The organism is Actinopolymorpha pittospori (genome assembly GCF_014873875.1).
GTDB classification, from domain to species: Bacteria; Actinomycetota; Actinomycetes; order Propionibacteriales; family Actinopolymorphaceae; genus Actinopolymorpha; species Actinopolymorpha pittospori.
In genome coordinates, this window is the sequence record NZ_JADBEM010000001.1 from 10,114,563 (window position 1) to 10,129,281 (window position 14,719).

Here is a 14,719-nt window from a genome sequence, read left to right on the forward strand (position 1 = left end):
TACTAGCCGGCCGGCAAGCAAGCCAGGCCCCGAGCCACGGGAGATCTCCGTGTCCACCACCGTGTCGCCCCCGGCGCGCCGAGAGGTCCTGGTCGTGTTGCCAGGACTCCTTCTCGCGATGCTGCTCGCGATGCTCGACCAGTTGATCGTCGGGACCGCGATGCCCCGCATCGTCGGAGAGCTCGGCGGCCTCGACCATCTCTCCTGGGTGGTGACGGCGTACGTCCTGACGTCGACTGTCTCCACTCCGCTGTACGGCAAACTCGGCGATCTCTACGGCCGCAAGCGGTTGTTCCTCGGCGCCATCGTGCTCTTCCTGGTCGGCTCGGCACTGTCCGGGCTGTCCCAGAGCATGGCCCAGCTGATCGGTTTCCGCGCGCTGCAGGGCCTCGGCGCCGGTGGCCTGATCGTCGGCGTGATGGCGATCATCGGTGACCTCATCCCGCCGCGTGAACGCGGTCGCTACCAGGGCTACATGGCCGCCGTCATGGCCGGCGCGACGATCGCCGGTCCGCTGCTCGGCGGGTTCCTGACCGACCACCTGTCCTGGCGGTGGGCCTTCTACATCAACCTGCCCCTCGGCGTGGTCGCGCTCGCCCTCGTCGCCAGCACGCTGCACCTGCCCCGGCACAAGATCAGCCACAAGATCGACTACCTCGGCGCCGGGCTGTTGACCGTCGCCGCGACGTCCCTCGTCCTGGTCACCACCTGGGGTGGGACGGAGTACGCCTGGGCCTCGGCGCAGATCATCGGGCTGGGCGTGCTCGGCGTGGCGGCGGTGATCGGCTTCGTCCTCGCCGAGCGCCACGCGGTCGAGCCGGTGTTGCCGCTGCGGTTGTTCCGGGACCGCAACTTCGCCGCGTCGACCCTGATGGGCTTCCTGGTGGGGTTCGCGATGTTCGGCGCAGTGACCTTCCTGCCGCTGTTCCAGCAGACGGTCCAGGGCGCCTCCGCCACCAACAGCGGTCTGCTCCTGTTGCCGATGATGGCGGCGTCCCTGGTCATCTCGCTGGTGGTCGGCACCGTGATCACCCGCACCGGTCACTACCGGACCTTCCCGATCATCGGCGGGGCGGTGATGACCGTCGGGATGTTCCTGCTGTCCCTGCTCGACGTGCACACCGGGAAGTTCGCCCTGTCGGTCTACATGGTCGTCCTCGGCGTCGGTATGGGTCTGCTGATGCAGGTCACCCTGCTCATCGCCCAGAACAGCGTCGAGCTCAAGGACATGGGCGTCGCCAGCAGCACCTCGACGTTCTTCCGGTCGATCGGCGGATCCTTCGGCGTCTCGCTGTTCGGCGCCATCTTCGCCAACCGGCTGGCCGACTCCCTGGCCGGCGTGCCAGGTGCGGACAAGCTGGTGAGCGGTGGTAGCGCCCACATCGACCCGGCGACGATGAACGCCATGCCCGACGCGATGAAGGAACCCGTCTTCCAGGCCATCGCGAGCGGCATGCACACGGTGTTCGTCTGGGCCGCGCCGTTCGCCTTCGCCGCGTTCCTGCTCGGCTGGCTGATCAAGGCGGTCCCGCTGCGGGGCGGCATGGAGTCGGCCGGACCCGCGGGCCCGGCCGGCCCGGAAGGCGAAGCGCTGCAGCCGGTGGGCCGGAGCTAGTCGCAGGACACGACCTCGTCGTGTCCTACCGCAGTGGAGATGCGGAGGCGCCGCGAACGCTGCGCCTCCGCATCCCCCTCGCAGGATCGGCTCAGGACGGGCTCAGGACGAGGAGAAGCCGAAGAAGACGACCGACGCGTCGTCGTGGACCTTGCCGCGGACCCGTCGGGTCGAAGCGTCGGCCTCGGCGTCCGCGCGCTCGGCCGCCCTGGTCGCCTCGATCCAGGCCCGCGGACCGGAGTCCTGCAGGGCGTCCAGGGCGCCCCGCCAGTCGACGGTGCCGAAGGTGTCGACGAGTCGGGTCGCCCCGTCCGACGCGACCATCAGCCGGCGCAGTCCGGTGGTCTCGACCGCGCCGACGATCGCTTCGTACGCCGAGTCCGGCCGCTCGGCAGCCACCCAGTAACCATCCGGTCGGTTGCGGTGGGAGCGCACCTGCGCGGCGGTGGGCCGGGCGCCGTTGGCGCTGAGCCGGCGACCGACCTGACCGGCGCGATGGTCGATGACCACCTGGACCTCGTCGCCGATGTCCAGGACCACGGCGGAGTCCGCCAGAACCAGGTAGTCGAGCCTGTTCCCGCGCACGCGGGCGGCGGCGACGGTCGCCGCGGGGCTGTCGGGGTGGGCGAGGTCGCAGGTCCCGGCGTGTGCGTCACGCGTCCGGACGATCGCCTCGGCCAGGCAGTCGGCGAGGGAGACGGCGTCCTGACCGGCGAGGCGGACCAGGTCGGCGCCCAGGGTCCGGGCGTACCACGCGACACCGTGGCGACACCCTGTGTCGTCGCGGTTCATCGGCGTCACGCCGTCCAGGACGACCGCGAGGTCAGCGGTGGCCGAGACGAAGTCCTCGTTGTCGATCGTCGAGCTGCCTGGTTCGGTCGCGAACGTCACGCGCACGGTCGGTCCACCCTTCCAGCCCCGCGTCCGGAGCGTTCGGTGTCGGTCATCCGACCCATCGGCCGGTCATCCGCCCTCATCATCCGCCCTCACAATCCGCCCTCACCATCGGCCAACACCCTCCGCCATCAGCGTCCGCCATCGGCCGCGGCGTCCTCGCGGCCAGAACCGGCATTTGGGTCGCGCGAATGCCCACCAACCGCTAGGGGGCTGGCATGCTGGACAGCGCTTGCACATGGCATGGAAGGAACCGCGCATGGCCCAGTCCGCACCGTCCTACCGCCATCTCGTGTCCGTCAAGGGCGTCTGCGTCCAGGGTCATCGCGTCCTGCTCCTGCGCAACGAGCGCGACGAGTGGGAGCTCCCCGGCGGCAAGCTCGAGCGCGGCGAGGACCCGCAAGCCTGCCTTGCGCGTGAGGTCGCCGAAGAGAGCGGATGGGACGTGCGGGTCGGTCCGCTGCTGGACGTCTGGCAATACCACATCTTCGCGGGTGCGGACGTCCTCGTCCTCACCTACGGGTGTGAGGTCATCAGCCTCGACCCCCCGGTACTCAGCGAGGAACACAAGCAGATCGGCCTCTTCGCCATGGACGACGTGTGCTTCCTGCGGACGCCGGACGGCTACCGGCGTTCGATCGACACCTGGTGGGCCGCCCAGACGCGACCCGTCAGGAAGATCGCAAGGACGGCTTGACACATGAAGGCCAACACCCAGCGAGGCGGCCGGTTGAACTTCGACCGGGTGGTCGATGCCTACGACGCGGGACGGCCCGACCTGCCGGTCTCGCTGGTCGAGCGGCTCAGCGCTGACATCGGCCTGTCCGAGGGCGCGAAGGTGCTGGAGATCGGGGCGGCGACCGGACAGCTGACCAGGGCCCTGCGTGCGAGCGGGCTCGAGGTGGTGGCGCTGGAACCCGGCGACTCGCTGAGGGCACGGCTGGTCCGCCACCTCGACGAGGGCAGCGGCTTCGTCGTACGCGGGGAGTTCTTCGAGGAGTACGCCGGCGAGGAGGGCCCGTTCGCCGCCATCTGGTCGGCCAACGCGTTCCACTGGGTCGATCCGGCCGTGTCGTATGAGAAGGCCGCTCGGCTCCTCCAGCCCGGCGGGCATCTGGCGCTCATCTGGACCTATCCGATCCTGCGGGACGACCTGCAACGCGAGCTCAACGCGCGGGTGTTCGTCGAGGAGCCGAGCTTCGCCCACGACCCGGCGACCTTCACCGACTACCTCACCGAGATCACCGAGGCCGGCCGGGACGAACTCCTCGCCTCCGGCGCCTTCGCGGAGCCCCGACGCTCCTGGTCCACCGACACCTACACCCTCGACGTCGACGCCTACGTCGCGTTCCTGTCGTCCTACGGTCAGATGGCCGGCCGGGAGGACGTCGAACGCGAAGCACTCGGTCGCAAGGTGCGCACGGCGCTGGGCGACCTCGACGTCGACCGCGTGGAGATCATCCAGCGGGTCTACTCCTGCCTGGCCCGACGACTCGACCCCGAGGGCGTGTCCTAGGCGCCAAGCCGAGACCATCGACCCTGCTGCCCACGGACGTCCGGCCCTCTCCGACACCGACCTCCCCGACCAGCGTGGAGAGCATTCCGATGGTCGAGGAGGAGTTGGGCGCATGGCCGTGTGTAGGGTTGGTGACTATCTGCTGTCCCGTCTGCGGGAGGTCGGTATCCGCCACGTCCTCGGGGTCCCGGGCGACTACCAACTGGAGTTTCTGGACCAGATCGAGGCGATGGACGGCATCGAGTGGGTCGGCAACTGCAACGAGCTCAACGCCGCTCACGCCGCCGACGGCTACAGCCGGCTGAACGGGATCGCCGCGCTGGTCACCACGTTCAGCGTGGGCGAGTTGAGCGCCCTCAACACCGTCGCGGCCGCCCTCGACACCGCGACCCGTGAGCCCGACCGCCTGGCCTTCGTCGAGGCTTTCACCCAGAGACTGGACGCACCCGAGTCACTCGTCGAACCGGGGAAGGCGTTCACCGCCGAGGACTACCACCATGCGCCCGTGTCCTGAGGAACCCACGACGCCCGGAGCCCGGACGTCGGCGGCGACCGGTCGCGAGCCGGTGGATCAGCGGCGGTGCGTCAGTGCCACTTCCTGCGTCGCTTCGGCGGGTGGACGTCGACGCCGCCGAGGATGGTCAGCCCCTTCAACACGACCACCGGCGCGCCCGGAGGCGGCGTGGTGTCCCCGCCCGACGCGCTGACGCCGCCGAGGATGCTGCCGCACTCGTTGCGGACCACAACACCCTCAGGAACGGTGACGTCGATGCCCCCCAACATCGCGAAGACCTCGATCTCGACCAGCGGCGCGTCGAAGGTCGCCTCGGTCATGTCGAGCTCGGCGCCGCCGAAGATGGTGATGGCCCGGCTCTTCCGGCGTACGCGCCAGCGCCCCTTGCGCTCTACCCCACCGAAGATCGCGACCATCTGGTCGACGTTGCTGTTGGCACCGGTCGGATCGACCACCGGCCCGTTGCCGGCGTGGCTCTGCTGCGGGTGTTGCGGCTGCTGCGGATGCCCCTGCGGTGAGACCGCCAGGTCGTAGGTGATCGGCTCCAGCTCGCCCATCGTCTTCGCGCCGTAGACGGCGTCCAGCCGCTCGGCGTGCTCATCGACGGTCAGCCGTCCGTCCGTCAGTGCCTCCGCGAGCACCTTGACGACGCGCTCACGGTCGGTGTCGGAGGCCCGCAGATGCGACTGAGCCGTCGGCCGAGTCGGCTCGGGCAGGTTCGTCATGGCGGAAACGATATCCCTACATCCGACATCCTTCGCCCAGCCCAATCCATTGCTTTACCAACCGCGGCCACTCCCACAGCGCGGCTCACGCACGCGGCCCGGAGCGGCCAGGGGTCCCTCAGGACGCCGCGTGGAGGCACCCGAGCACGTCGCGCATCTCGTCGTAGGTCTCGGGCAGGTTCCGTGTCCCGCCCAGTCGGTACCGCTCCAGCCGGATGGCGCCGACGTGGCGGGCACGGTAGATCTGTCTGCGCAGCGCCGCCTCGGGCGTGGTGGCGAGTGGACCGTACGTCGTCCAGAACGCGTCTCGCTCGGTGCCCGGACGCCGCCCGGCCATGCGGATCGTCCAGTCGGCCTCGGGGTCTCCCCACGAGGTCCGGTCGCAGTCGAACACGCCGCAGATGGTGGGCTCCGCGGCCCCGGGCTCGACCATCACGTTGACGGTCCACAGGTCGCCGTGCAGCATTCGGGGCTCCTTGACCTCCTCGAGGACCTCGCTGTGTCGTTCGGCGACCGCCGCGACCTGACGTAGGTCCGCCGCGTCCAGGCCGGCCTCCTCCAGGTCGGCGGCCGTGTCGGACAGCGAGGCGAGCACCGCCTCGGTCCAGGTGGCGAACGTCGGGCCCGCCACCCGCCCGAAGCGTTCACCTCCGACGGCGTGGATGTCGCGCGTGATCGCGCCCAGCTGGGCGAAGAACGACGCCCACCGCGGCCGGGGATAGGCGGCCAGGCCCTGCGGCGCGGGTACGCCGCCGAGCATCGTCTGGAACATGTAGTCCCGCCCGAGGATCTCGTGGGTGAAGCCGACCGCGAGGGTGCGCGGCAGCAGGGCCGCGATCGGGGCCAGGAACGGCAGGCTCGCGTGCTCGTTGCGCATGAGCTCCCGCTCGGACCGGTACCGCCGGGCCTGCTCCGGCGCGACGCGCAGGATGACCGGCCGCGTCCCGCCCACCTCGGTCGCGCCGGGGTTGTCGCTGAGGTCGCGCAGGTTGTCGAGGTCGACTCGGAAAGTACTGTTGTAGCTTCCGAGGCCGAGTTCGACGGCACCGCGGACGTGGACGTGCTTCCCGAACGCCCGCCGGCACATGGCGCGGATCTGCTCCGCGGTGACGGGCTGCTGGAACGCTCCGGGCGCGCGCTCGATCGGCCTGTAGTCCACCCGGCTCCCCACGAGTTCTGACGGCGACGCGGCCAGCCGATCCTGCCACAAACCACGGTGGGTATGCCGCACGTCCTCGTCGAGACCCGGAAGACCCACTGGTCGGCTCCGGGGAACGCCCGCGCGTCCTACTCGGCGCGTCGCAGGTAGCGGTGCCGGGCCCGGACCTCGTCGAGGAGTTCGTCAGCGTTCAGGGCGAGGGTGTCGAACCTGGGGTCGACCTCGTGGACGCGGGTGGAGTCGACGAGTTCCGCCTCGGACGGAAGGTCGTCCTTGAACGGGCTGACCGCCTGGGCGAGCACCGAGGACTCGAAGCCGAGCCGCTCGACGTACTTCGACTCGTCGTTCTTCCGCGCGTCACGCAGCGCGCCGGCCTCCCGCAGGACGAGTTCGACCTTCGCCAGCGTTTCGCGCGCGTCGGCCAGGACGGCGTACATTCCTTCCATCTTGGCCTGTACTTCCTGGCGCTCGATGATGGCGTGGTTCATTTCGGTTTTCGCGTCCCGGATGCGGCCCTGGTTGAGGGAGAATCCGAGCACCGCGCCGAGCATTCCTCCGACCACCGCGACAACCCCGGCATAGAGGCTCACGTACTGGTCCCAGGACGCCGCCTGCGTCGACAGGAACCAGATGAACCCGCCGAACATCAAGATGACCAGGAGGCCGATCAACGCGCGCGGGTCTCCCCACGTGAAGCCGTTGGCGCGCTCACGATTTGTGTTGTCACTCATGGTTCCCCCGCGGAGTCCGACGCGTGTGAAGGTATTTCGTCGAGACGCTTCCTACCGACTCATCATCCTAGGCGGCGCCAACAAGGGCGGACCGCAAATGCGCCGCTTCCTCATTCCACCTCCACAGTCCGTACGGTCCGACACATTGAATTTCGCCATCAGCAGCGGAGAAATGGCCGGCAAAAGGGCCGCCGCGAAAACAATGAAATCCACGAAAGCCACGGAATCCATGGAATTCGGCCACGACTATCGACCGACAAAACTCCCTCACGTTCCCGCAGTGCGTGACTGGTCAGGCGGGCACCCGCGCAGGATCGCACCGCCTGCGCAGAACATTTGTCCAATCCTGCAGCGCACACCGTCGGCGAGGGTGGATCCACCGGGAACCCGGTCCCGCCCCACCCGTGGGACGATCCCCTGGACACCGAGGTACCAGTGAGCAACGTCGACCTGCGCCGGCACCGCGGCACCTACGGCTTCGATGGGGACTTCCGGCTGGTATCCGCGGCCTGGCAGGTGACGATCTTCGGTGCGCTCTGCATCGCCCTGGTGGCGTTCTCCGTTCTCAACATCACCGCGGTCAGAGTCATGGGCGCCGTCATCACCGGCCTGATCACGCTCTGGCTGGTGCTCTCGGCAGCCTCGTACGTCTTCACGACCCGCGTGGGCAAGTTCACGGTGTGGGCGCGCGTCCTCACCGGACTCGGGCTAGGCGGTGACGAGGACCTGCTCGACCTGGGCTGTGGTCGCGGTGCCGTGCTGCTCGCCGCGGCGAAACTGCTCCCCAGGGGACGCGCGGTCGGGGTCGACCTGTGGCGGGCCGACCAGACCGGCAACCCGGCCGAGACGACGCTCCCCAACGCCGAGTTGGAAGGTGTCGCCGGGCGGGTGACGCTGCACAGTGGCGACATGACGAGACTGCCCTTCGACGACCACAGCTTCGACGACATCGTCAGCAGCCTCGCGATCCACAACATCCCGAACGCCGCCGGCCGGGAGGCGGCGATCGACGAGGCCGTACGCGTTCTCCGACCCGGTGGCCGCATCCTCATCGCCGACCTCGGGTCCACCCGGCACTACCTCGCCCGCCTGCGGTCCCTCGGCCTGACCGAGACGGGGCGCCGCAACCTCGGCTGGCGGGTGTGGTGGAGCGGCCCCTGGGCGCCCACCCATCTGGTCACGGCCAGGGCGAAGCAGGCGGTCACCGCCCCGCACGAGGCGGCGTCGTAGGGGTGAGCGAGCGGCTGACGGGACACCCCACCGGCAGGGGGGCGGCCGGCGTCACCGGCTCAGGCCGGAACGAAGTCGGTCTCCCGGTCCCAGTGGCGGTGCTGACGCATCGCCTCGGCGAACATCCGGCAGAAATCCTCCAGCCGGTTCTTGTTCGGGCCGCGCACCTGGGTGACCACTCCCCGGTCACTGATCAGGTCCTCCGCACTGGTGGCCATCCGGACCTCACCGATCGGAGCGACACCCAGCACGTCGAGTCCCTCGGCGACGGCACCCACGGTCTTGCCGTGCTTGAACGCCTCCGCGAGGAAGTGCACCGCGTCGCCGTCCCCGGCGAGCGCACGGGCGGAGTCCGCGCCGCCGGGTACGACCACCGCGTCGTACAACACCGACGACATGGTGGCGATCCGGCGGTCGGCCCGGACAGCGTTGCCGTTCTGGGTCGCGAGCGCTCCGTCGTGCGGTGCCAGTACCTCCACCACCACGCCCATGCCGCCGAGGTTCTCCACGATCGCGTCGACGTGGACTGGGTCGACTCCGTCGCCGGCGAGCAGGGCGACCCTGCGGCTGTCGATGGGGGCGGTCCGGTCCAGCACCTGGCTCAGAGCGGGAGAGGAACGCCCGTGGTTCGGCACGATCTCCCGCTCCGGCGGAGTGACCCCGATGCCGGAGGCCACCATCCCGGCCAGGTCGTGGTCGATGTGGTTGATCTGCTCGACCGCGCGTTCCCTGATCTCCGGGCGGGTGCACTTGCCCAGTTCGAACTGGAACGCCGCGACGATGTGCTTCTTCTCCGGAGCCGTCATGCTGTTCCAGAACAGCGTCGCCTGGCTGTAGAAGTCCTTGAAACTCTCGCTGCGCTTGCGGATCTTCACCCCGTCGACGCGTTCCTGGTAGTGGCTGAACACCGAGGGGTCGGAGCCGGCGCCTTCGGCACCGTCAGGGACCCGCGGATAGTTGCCGGCGACGGAGTTGGGCGAGTAGCTGGACTGGCTGCGGTAGATGCGCATCTGCCCGAAGCCGTCCCGCTGGTTGTTGTGCACCGGGGCGATCGGCCGGTTGATTGGGAGCTGGGCGAAGTTCGGGCCGCCGAGCCGGATCAGTTGGGTGTCGAGGTAGGAGAAGTTGCGCGCCTGCAGCAGCGGGTCGTTGCTGAAGTCGATGCCAGGCACGATGTTCGCGGTGTGGAACGCGACCTGCTCGGTCTCGGCGAAGAAGTTGTCGGGGTTGCGGTTGAGGACGAGCTTGCCGATGCGGCGGACCGGCACCTGCTCCTCCGGGATGATCTTGGTGGGGTCGAGCAGGTCGAAGTCGAAGCTGAACTCGTCCGACTCCGGCACCAGCTGCACGCCGAGTTCCCACTCCGGGAAGTGGCCGCTCTCGATCGCCTCCCACAGGTCACGACGGTTGAAGTCGGGATCCTTCCCGGCCGCCTTCTGCGCCTCGTCCCACACCAGGGAGTGGATCCCGAGCATCGGCTTCCAGTGGAACTTCACGAAGGTGCCACGACCCTCGGCGTTCACGAACCGGAACGTGTGGACGCCGAAACCCTCCATCATCCGGAAGCTCCGCGGGATCGCCCGGTCCGACATCAGCCACATGACCATGTGCATGGCCTCGGGCTGCAAGGAGACGAAGTCCCAGAACGTGTCGTGGGCGGACGCCGCCTGCGGCATCTCGTTGTGCGGCTCGGGTTTCACCGCGTGCACGAAGTCGGGGAACTTGATGCCGTCCTGGATGAAAAACACCGGGAAGTTGTTGGCGACCAGATCGTAGGTGCCGGTCCGGGTGAAGAACTTCGTCGCGAACCCGCGGACGTCGCGCACGGTGTCGGCCGATCCGCGCGAGCCGGCCACGGTGGAGAACCGCACGAACACCGGCGTACGACGTCCCGGCTCCTGCAGGAAGTCCGCGACGGTGTACTCCGCCATCGACTCATACGCCTCGAAGTACCCGTGCGCGCCCGAACCTCGGGCGTGGACCACCCGTTCCGGGATCCGCTCGTGGTCGAAGTGGGTGATCTTCTCCCGGGCGTGGAAGTCCTCCAGGAGCGTGGGACCGCGCTCGCCGACAGTCAACGAGTCGTCGGTGTGGTCGATCCGCACGCCCTGCTGGGTGGTCAGATCGGTGCCCTCGACGTCCACTCGGACCGCCTCGAGCTGCTCGTCCTTGGAGTTCGCTCCGTTCTCGGGCGACGGCTTGGCACCGCTCCTGGTCGGGTCCGCGCTGGGGTCCGCCATCCCAATCCCCTTTCCGTGTGCCAATCTCAGCGATTTCGGTCATGCCGTGACGTCCCGCCCCTACCCAGGTGCCGGGCGGCTACGCCTCACGTCGGCGCGTCGTGCGTCCGAAGGCGGCCAGAGCGGCGTCCTCACCCGACGCGGAACGGCGAGCGGCGGAATCCCTGTGACCGACCGCGAACCTGTGGTGTCGTGAGAGAGAGGAGACAGATCGAGGAACTGGAGGCGGTGTCATGGATTCGGACAAACCGCCCCGCCGCGTGGTGATCGTCGGCGGTGGCTTCGCGGGCCTGTACGCCGCCCGCGCGCTACGCCGCGCGCCGGTGTCGGTGATCGTGATCGACCGGGCCGCCCACCACCTGTTCCAGCCGCTGCTCTACCAGTGCGCGACAGGCATCCTCTCCGAGGGAGAGATCGCCTCCCCGCTGCGCCTGGTGCTGCGCCGGCACAAGAACGTCGAGACACTCCTCGCCGAGGTGGTCGACGTCGACCCCGCGCGCCACGTGGTCATCGCGTTGCGCCCGGGCGGGAGCCGACTGGAGATCCCCTACGACGACCTGGTGTTGACGGCCGGCGTACGCCAGTCGTACTTCGGTCACGACGAGTTCGCGGCCCACGCGCCCGGCATGAAGACGATCGGGGACGCCCTCGCCATCCGGCAACGCGTGTTCGGCGCGTTCGAACTGGCCGAGACCGCCTCCACCGTGGAGGAACGCCGCAAGCACCTCACCTTCGCCCTCGTCGGGGCGGGCCCGACCGGCGTGGAGCTGGCCGGCCAGATCCGCGAACTCGCCACGCACACGTTGCGCAAGGAGTTCCACCGCAGCGCGCCCGGGGACGCGCGGGTACTGCTGTTCGACGGCGGGTCCGAACCGCTCGCGTCGTTCGGGCCGAAACTCTCCGCCCGGGCGGCGGCGGCCCTCACCCACCTCGGTGTGGAACTGCACATGAACTCACGCGTCACCGACGTCGACGCGACAGGTCTGACGGCGCAACGAAAGGACGGCGGCGAGGAGTATCACGAGGCGGGCACCGTCCTGTGGACCGCCGGCGTCGCCGCACCACCTCTGGCGCACGCGATCGCCCGCGCCTGCGGCGTGGAGCAGGACCGGTCCGGGCGGATCAAGGTCCAGCCTGACCTCACCGTCCACGGACATCCCGACATCTCCGTGGCCGGTGACCTGATGAGCCTGGACCGACTCCCCGGCGTCGCCGAGGTGGCCATGCAGGCCGGGCGCTACACGGGCTCCCGGATCCGCCGCGCGGCACAGGGACATGCTCCACCCGGCCCGTTCAAGTACCGCGACCTCGGCTCGGCAGCCTACGTCGCCCGGGGCCGGGCGGTCGTCCTCGTCGGCAGGATACGGCTGAGCGGCTTCCTCGGCTGGCTCACCTGGCTCCTCCTGCACATCGCCTTCCTCACCGGCTTCCGCAACCGCCTCTTCGCCGTCGCGACGTGGCTGGTGGCCTTCACGCGGGAGGTCCGGCCCGAACGCGCGTTCACCACCCGCGAGATCGAGACCGCCCGCAACGTCTACGCCGTCATCGCCGGCGGGGACGCGGCGCGCGCCGGAACCCGGGACACCGGGGCGGGCACCGTGCCGCGCCAAACCACCGCGGAACCCGCGCCGCCGCCGAGCGAGCGGCCGGCCGGCCCCACCAGGCCGGCGGAACGCGGTGGTGTTCAGCGACCCCCGGGGTCCTCCGGGCCGCGGGACACCGGCTCGACGGGCGGCTCCTGAACGTCGACACGTCCACTGAGACGTCCGGCCGCCCCGACCAGGCGCGGCTCGAGATCCCAGACGTAGGCCAACTGTTGGGTGGCCCACAGCTCGTGCAGGGTGTGGGAGATCTGGGCATCACGCTCGGCCGCCCCGACCCGGCGTAGGCATCTCACGATGAACGCGTGGTCGGCCGGGTTGCGCGGCTGGGCCGCGGGAACCGGCATGGCGGGGTCTGCCACGGAGGCGGCGAGGTCGTAGTACCAGCCGCGCAGTGACTCCGACTGACGACCGAGTGGATCAGGGTCGTCAGCCGACCCGGGCGGCTCCCTGTCGTCGATCCGCTCGGCCCGCGCCCGCGCCTGGGTCACGTGGGCGAGCGCGGCCAACGTGTGGCCGGCGAGCAGCAGCCGGTTCGCGCCCGCGACCAGGGCGGCGGCGGCCGAGACCCGCTCGGGTTGGGCGGTCTGCCGGGCGAGGTACTGCCCGAAGGCGTCGTCCAACCGAACGTTGTCGCCACCGGCGGTCCGACTCGCCGACTCGAACGCCGTCCGCGAGTCAGCCGCCCACCCCGCCGCGCGGTCCTTGGACGCCACGAGGTCTCGGACCGCCGCGGTGATGTAGTCGATGCCCGACCGATAGGACTCCGCGACCTGTCGCCACAGCACGGCGTCGGCACCGCGCGGCCACAACATCACGCCGACCAGCAGACTGATCGCACAGCCGATGCCGATGTCCTCCAGGCGGATCAGTCCGACCTGCCAACCGGTCGGACGGACGATGTTGAACAGGATCAACACCATCAGGCTGAAGGAGACCTGTCCCCCGGTGAACGACAGCCCCGGCACGAAACTGGCGAGGAACACCACGAACGGCAGCAGCACCCACAAGAGGACGAGGTGCGGGCCGACGAGGATCACGATGCCCGCGCCGACGACGACACCGATGACGGTGCCCACCAGCGCGCGGAGCACGGTCACACCGGTGCCCGTCGCCGTCGATCGCAGCACCGACAGGGTGGCGAGCACCACCCAGAACGCGTTGCTCACTCCCAGGATCTGGGCGATGTAGACCGCGAGGGCCACACCGACGGCGCCACGGACGCTGTTGCGGAACCACACCGAGTGCGGCGTCAGGTGGCTCAGGGCCCTGACCCAGCGGCCGTTGCCAGGTCTCCGCAGCGGCGGGGTCCTGGCGTAGCGCCCGAGGGGTTCGGCGACCGATCGCTCCCGCACGGTGCTGGCCGCCTCCTCGACCCGGGCCGTACCGCCGGTCGCCCGAAGCGTCGTGGTCGCCACGGCGTACGTCGCGTAGGACAGTGCCCGGATCCGAAGCGGCGGGCCGATCGCGCGAGCCAGGAACGCGTCGTCGTCGATCTCCCGAACGCGCGCGACCACGGCGTTGGCGAGTCTGATCCGGGCGGCGTCCAGCGCCAGGAGGTCCGGCTCTGCCGAGCCGCCCCGCAGCCGGTCGGCGCAGGCGCGGAGAACGGCGACGCACTGGTGGGCGACCTCGTCGTCCTCCCTCGGGGTCAGTGTGGTCGCGGGACTCCGCCCGGCGTCCGCGACGACCCGTACGGTGAGGGAGAAGAGCCAGTCCAGCTCGTTGCCGACGCAGACGAGTGCCCTGTCCCCACCGGGCGTCCTGGACGGCCGGTACGGAGTCGTGACGTACAGCTCCCGCATCTCCGCGACCGTGACGTGGGCGACCCGCGCCGCCTCCCCCGGCTGCCCGCGCACGGTCTTCTCCATCACCTCGGCGATCGCGTCGCAGGCGTTCGCGGCGGCGTTCCACAGCTCGTAGCGGGGGCGGTCGGGCCAGAGGAAGAGCGCGGTGGGGATGGCGACGACGCAGGCCAGCCCCCAGCCGATGAGCCGCGGCGGCACGGCGTCGAGGTTCCCGGGGATCGAGATGGGGAGTACGAAGAGGAGCACCGCTCCGGTCGAGGCCGCCTGGACGTAGCCGTTGAGGACGCCCGCGAAGAGGGCGACGAAGACGATGACCAGCGTGACGATCAACGCGAGCACGGAGTTGCGGGAGGCCAACGTGCCGACCGTGATCAGCACCGCGCCGAGGCCGGCCATCGCGAGATAGGCGAAGAGCCGATACCGCCGCCAGCCTGCCCAGTCGATCAGGACGAGCAGGGCGAACCCGCCGAATGCGGCGAAGACGGAGGCCCGAGGGTCGCCCAGCGCCAGATGGGCCAACCCGAAGGTGAGCGGGATGACGATGGCGGCGCGGGCACCGCGGATGAGCGCGTGCCGGCGTGGGCCGGACAGGTCACGCCACCACTGCCGCCACCACTTCCGCCAGCGCACCGCGTCCTCCTCACCGCCGCCGGGCTCCCCCTCCCAGGCTCTTCCCCGTTTCCCGG

Annotated in this window: 12 protein-coding genes; 6 read left to right on the forward strand and 6 right to left on the reverse strand. The window is 69.8% G+C overall.

The features are described from left to right. Window positions 1–49 precede the first annotated feature (49 nt). Entirely contained in the window at window positions 50–1,615 is a 1,566-nt protein-coding gene (locus HEB94_RS46735) for a DHA2 family efflux MFS transporter permease subunit (RefSeq protein WP_192755797.1), read from the forward strand. A 102-nt stretch (window positions 1,616–1,717) separates the two neighbouring features. Here the strand turns inward: HEB94_RS46735 and HEB94_RS46740 are convergent, their stop codons facing one another. Beyond that, window positions 1,718–2,512: a protein phosphatase 2C domain-containing protein gene (locus HEB94_RS46740; protein WP_192755798.1), complete on the reverse strand. Its 795-nt coding sequence runs from the start codon at window positions 2,510–2,512 to the stop codon at window positions 1,718–1,720. A 256-nt stretch (window positions 2,513–2,768) separates the two neighbouring features. Between HEB94_RS46740 and HEB94_RS46745 the strand changes: the two genes are divergently transcribed. The 3 genes from HEB94_RS46745 (at window position 2,769) to HEB94_RS53120 (ending at window position 4,539) form a co-directional block, all read left to right on the forward strand. Continuing rightward, window positions 2,769–3,206 carry an NUDIX hydrolase gene (locus tag HEB94_RS46745; protein WP_202896909.1) on the forward strand — a complete coding sequence of 146 codons (438 nt, stop codon included), beginning with the start codon at window positions 2,769–2,771 and terminating at the stop codon, window positions 3,204–3,206. 3 nt (window positions 3,207–3,209) lie between these two features. Then, window positions 3,210–4,025: a class I SAM-dependent methyltransferase gene (locus HEB94_RS53115; RefSeq protein WP_192755800.1), complete on the forward strand. Its 816-nt coding sequence runs from the start codon at window positions 3,210–3,212 to the stop codon at window positions 4,023–4,025. Between the two features lie 112 nt (window positions 4,026–4,137). Further along, the gene (locus tag HEB94_RS53120; RefSeq protein WP_192755801.1) at window positions 4,138–4,539 is read left to right on the forward strand and encodes a thiamine pyrophosphate-binding protein; all 402 of its coding nucleotides are present in this window, start codon (window positions 4,138–4,140) and stop codon (window positions 4,537–4,539) included. Between the two features lie 71 nt (window positions 4,540–4,610). On the opposite strand, the gene HEB94_RS46760 is transcribed toward HEB94_RS53120, so the two are convergent. From HEB94_RS46760 to HEB94_RS46770, 3 genes are all read right to left on the reverse strand, one after another. Continuing rightward, window positions 4,611–5,264, reverse strand: coding sequence for a DUF1707 SHOCT-like domain-containing protein (locus HEB94_RS46760; protein WP_192755802.1), 654 nt, complete (start codon window positions 5,262–5,264; stop codon window positions 4,611–4,613). A gap of 118 nt (window positions 5,265–5,382) precedes the next feature. Further along, on the reverse strand, window positions 5,383–6,423 hold the full coding sequence (locus HEB94_RS46765; protein ID WP_192755803.1) for a phosphotransferase: 1,041 nt from the start codon (window positions 6,421–6,423) through the stop codon (window positions 5,383–5,385). Window positions 6,424–6,551: 128 nt separating this feature from the next. Further along, window positions 6,552–7,154 (reverse strand): YrzE family protein, encoded by a 603-nt coding sequence (locus tag HEB94_RS46770; protein ID WP_192755804.1) that lies wholly within the window; start codon window positions 7,152–7,154, stop codon window positions 6,552–6,554. Window positions 7,155–7,589: 435 nt separating this feature from the next. On the opposite strand from HEB94_RS46770, the gene HEB94_RS46775 reads away from it, so the two are divergent. Beyond that, complete coding sequence (locus HEB94_RS46775; protein WP_202896910.1) at window positions 7,590–8,384, forward strand: methyltransferase domain-containing protein; 795 nt, start codon at window positions 7,590–7,592, stop codon at window positions 8,382–8,384. A gap of 59 nt (window positions 8,385–8,443) precedes the next feature. Here the strand turns inward: HEB94_RS46775 and HEB94_RS46780 are convergent, their stop codons facing one another. After that, window positions 8,444–10,624, reverse strand: a complete 2,181-nt coding sequence (locus HEB94_RS46780) for a catalase (RefSeq protein WP_192755805.1) — start codon at window positions 10,622–10,624, stop codon at window positions 8,444–8,446. Between the two features lie 233 nt (window positions 10,625–10,857). Here HEB94_RS46780 and HEB94_RS46785 point away from each other — a divergent pair, with 233 nt between their 5' ends. Continuing rightward, a complete protein-coding gene (locus HEB94_RS46785; RefSeq protein ID WP_192755806.1) occupies window positions 10,858–12,366 on the forward strand; it encodes an NAD(P)/FAD-dependent oxidoreductase in 1,509 nt (502 codons plus the stop codon). Here HEB94_RS46785 and HEB94_RS46790 read toward each other — a convergent pair. After that, a complete protein-coding gene (locus HEB94_RS46790; RefSeq protein WP_192755807.1) occupies window positions 12,309–14,663 on the reverse strand; it encodes an FUSC family protein in 2,355 nt (784 codons plus the stop codon). The two genes, HEB94_RS46785 and HEB94_RS46790, sit on opposite strands and share 58 nt — an antisense overlap. Window positions 14,664–14,719: the final 56 nt, after the last annotated feature.

Excerpts from the sequence above, each read along its gene's own strand:
- HEB94_RS46760 (WP_192755802.1), bottom strand. The coding sequence starts at position 5,264 with ATGACGAACCTGCCCGAGCCGACTCGGCCGACGGCTCAGTCGCATCTG.
- HEB94_RS46785 (WP_192755806.1), top strand. The coding sequence starts at position 10,858 with ATGGATTCGGACAAACCGCCCCGCCGCGTGGTGATCGTCGGCGGTGGC.
- HEB94_RS46770 (WP_192755804.1), bottom strand. The coding sequence starts at position 7,154 with ATGAGTGACAACACAAATCGTGAGCGCGCCAACGGCTTCACGTGGGGA.
- HEB94_RS53120 (WP_192755801.1), top strand. The coding sequence starts at position 4,138 with ATGGCCGTGTGTAGGGTTGGTGACTATCTGCTGTCCCGTCTGCGGGAG.
- HEB94_RS46745 (WP_202896909.1), top strand. The coding sequence starts at position 2,769 with ATGGCCCAGTCCGCACCGTCCTACCGCCATCTCGTGTCCGTCAAGGGC.
- HEB94_RS53115 (WP_192755800.1), top strand. The coding sequence starts at position 3,210 with ATGAAGGCCAACACCCAGCGAGGCGGCCGGTTGAACTTCGACCGGGTG.
- HEB94_RS46780 (WP_192755805.1), bottom strand. The coding sequence starts at position 10,624 with ATGGCGGACCCCAGCGCGGACCCGACCAGGAGCGGTGCCAAGCCGTCG.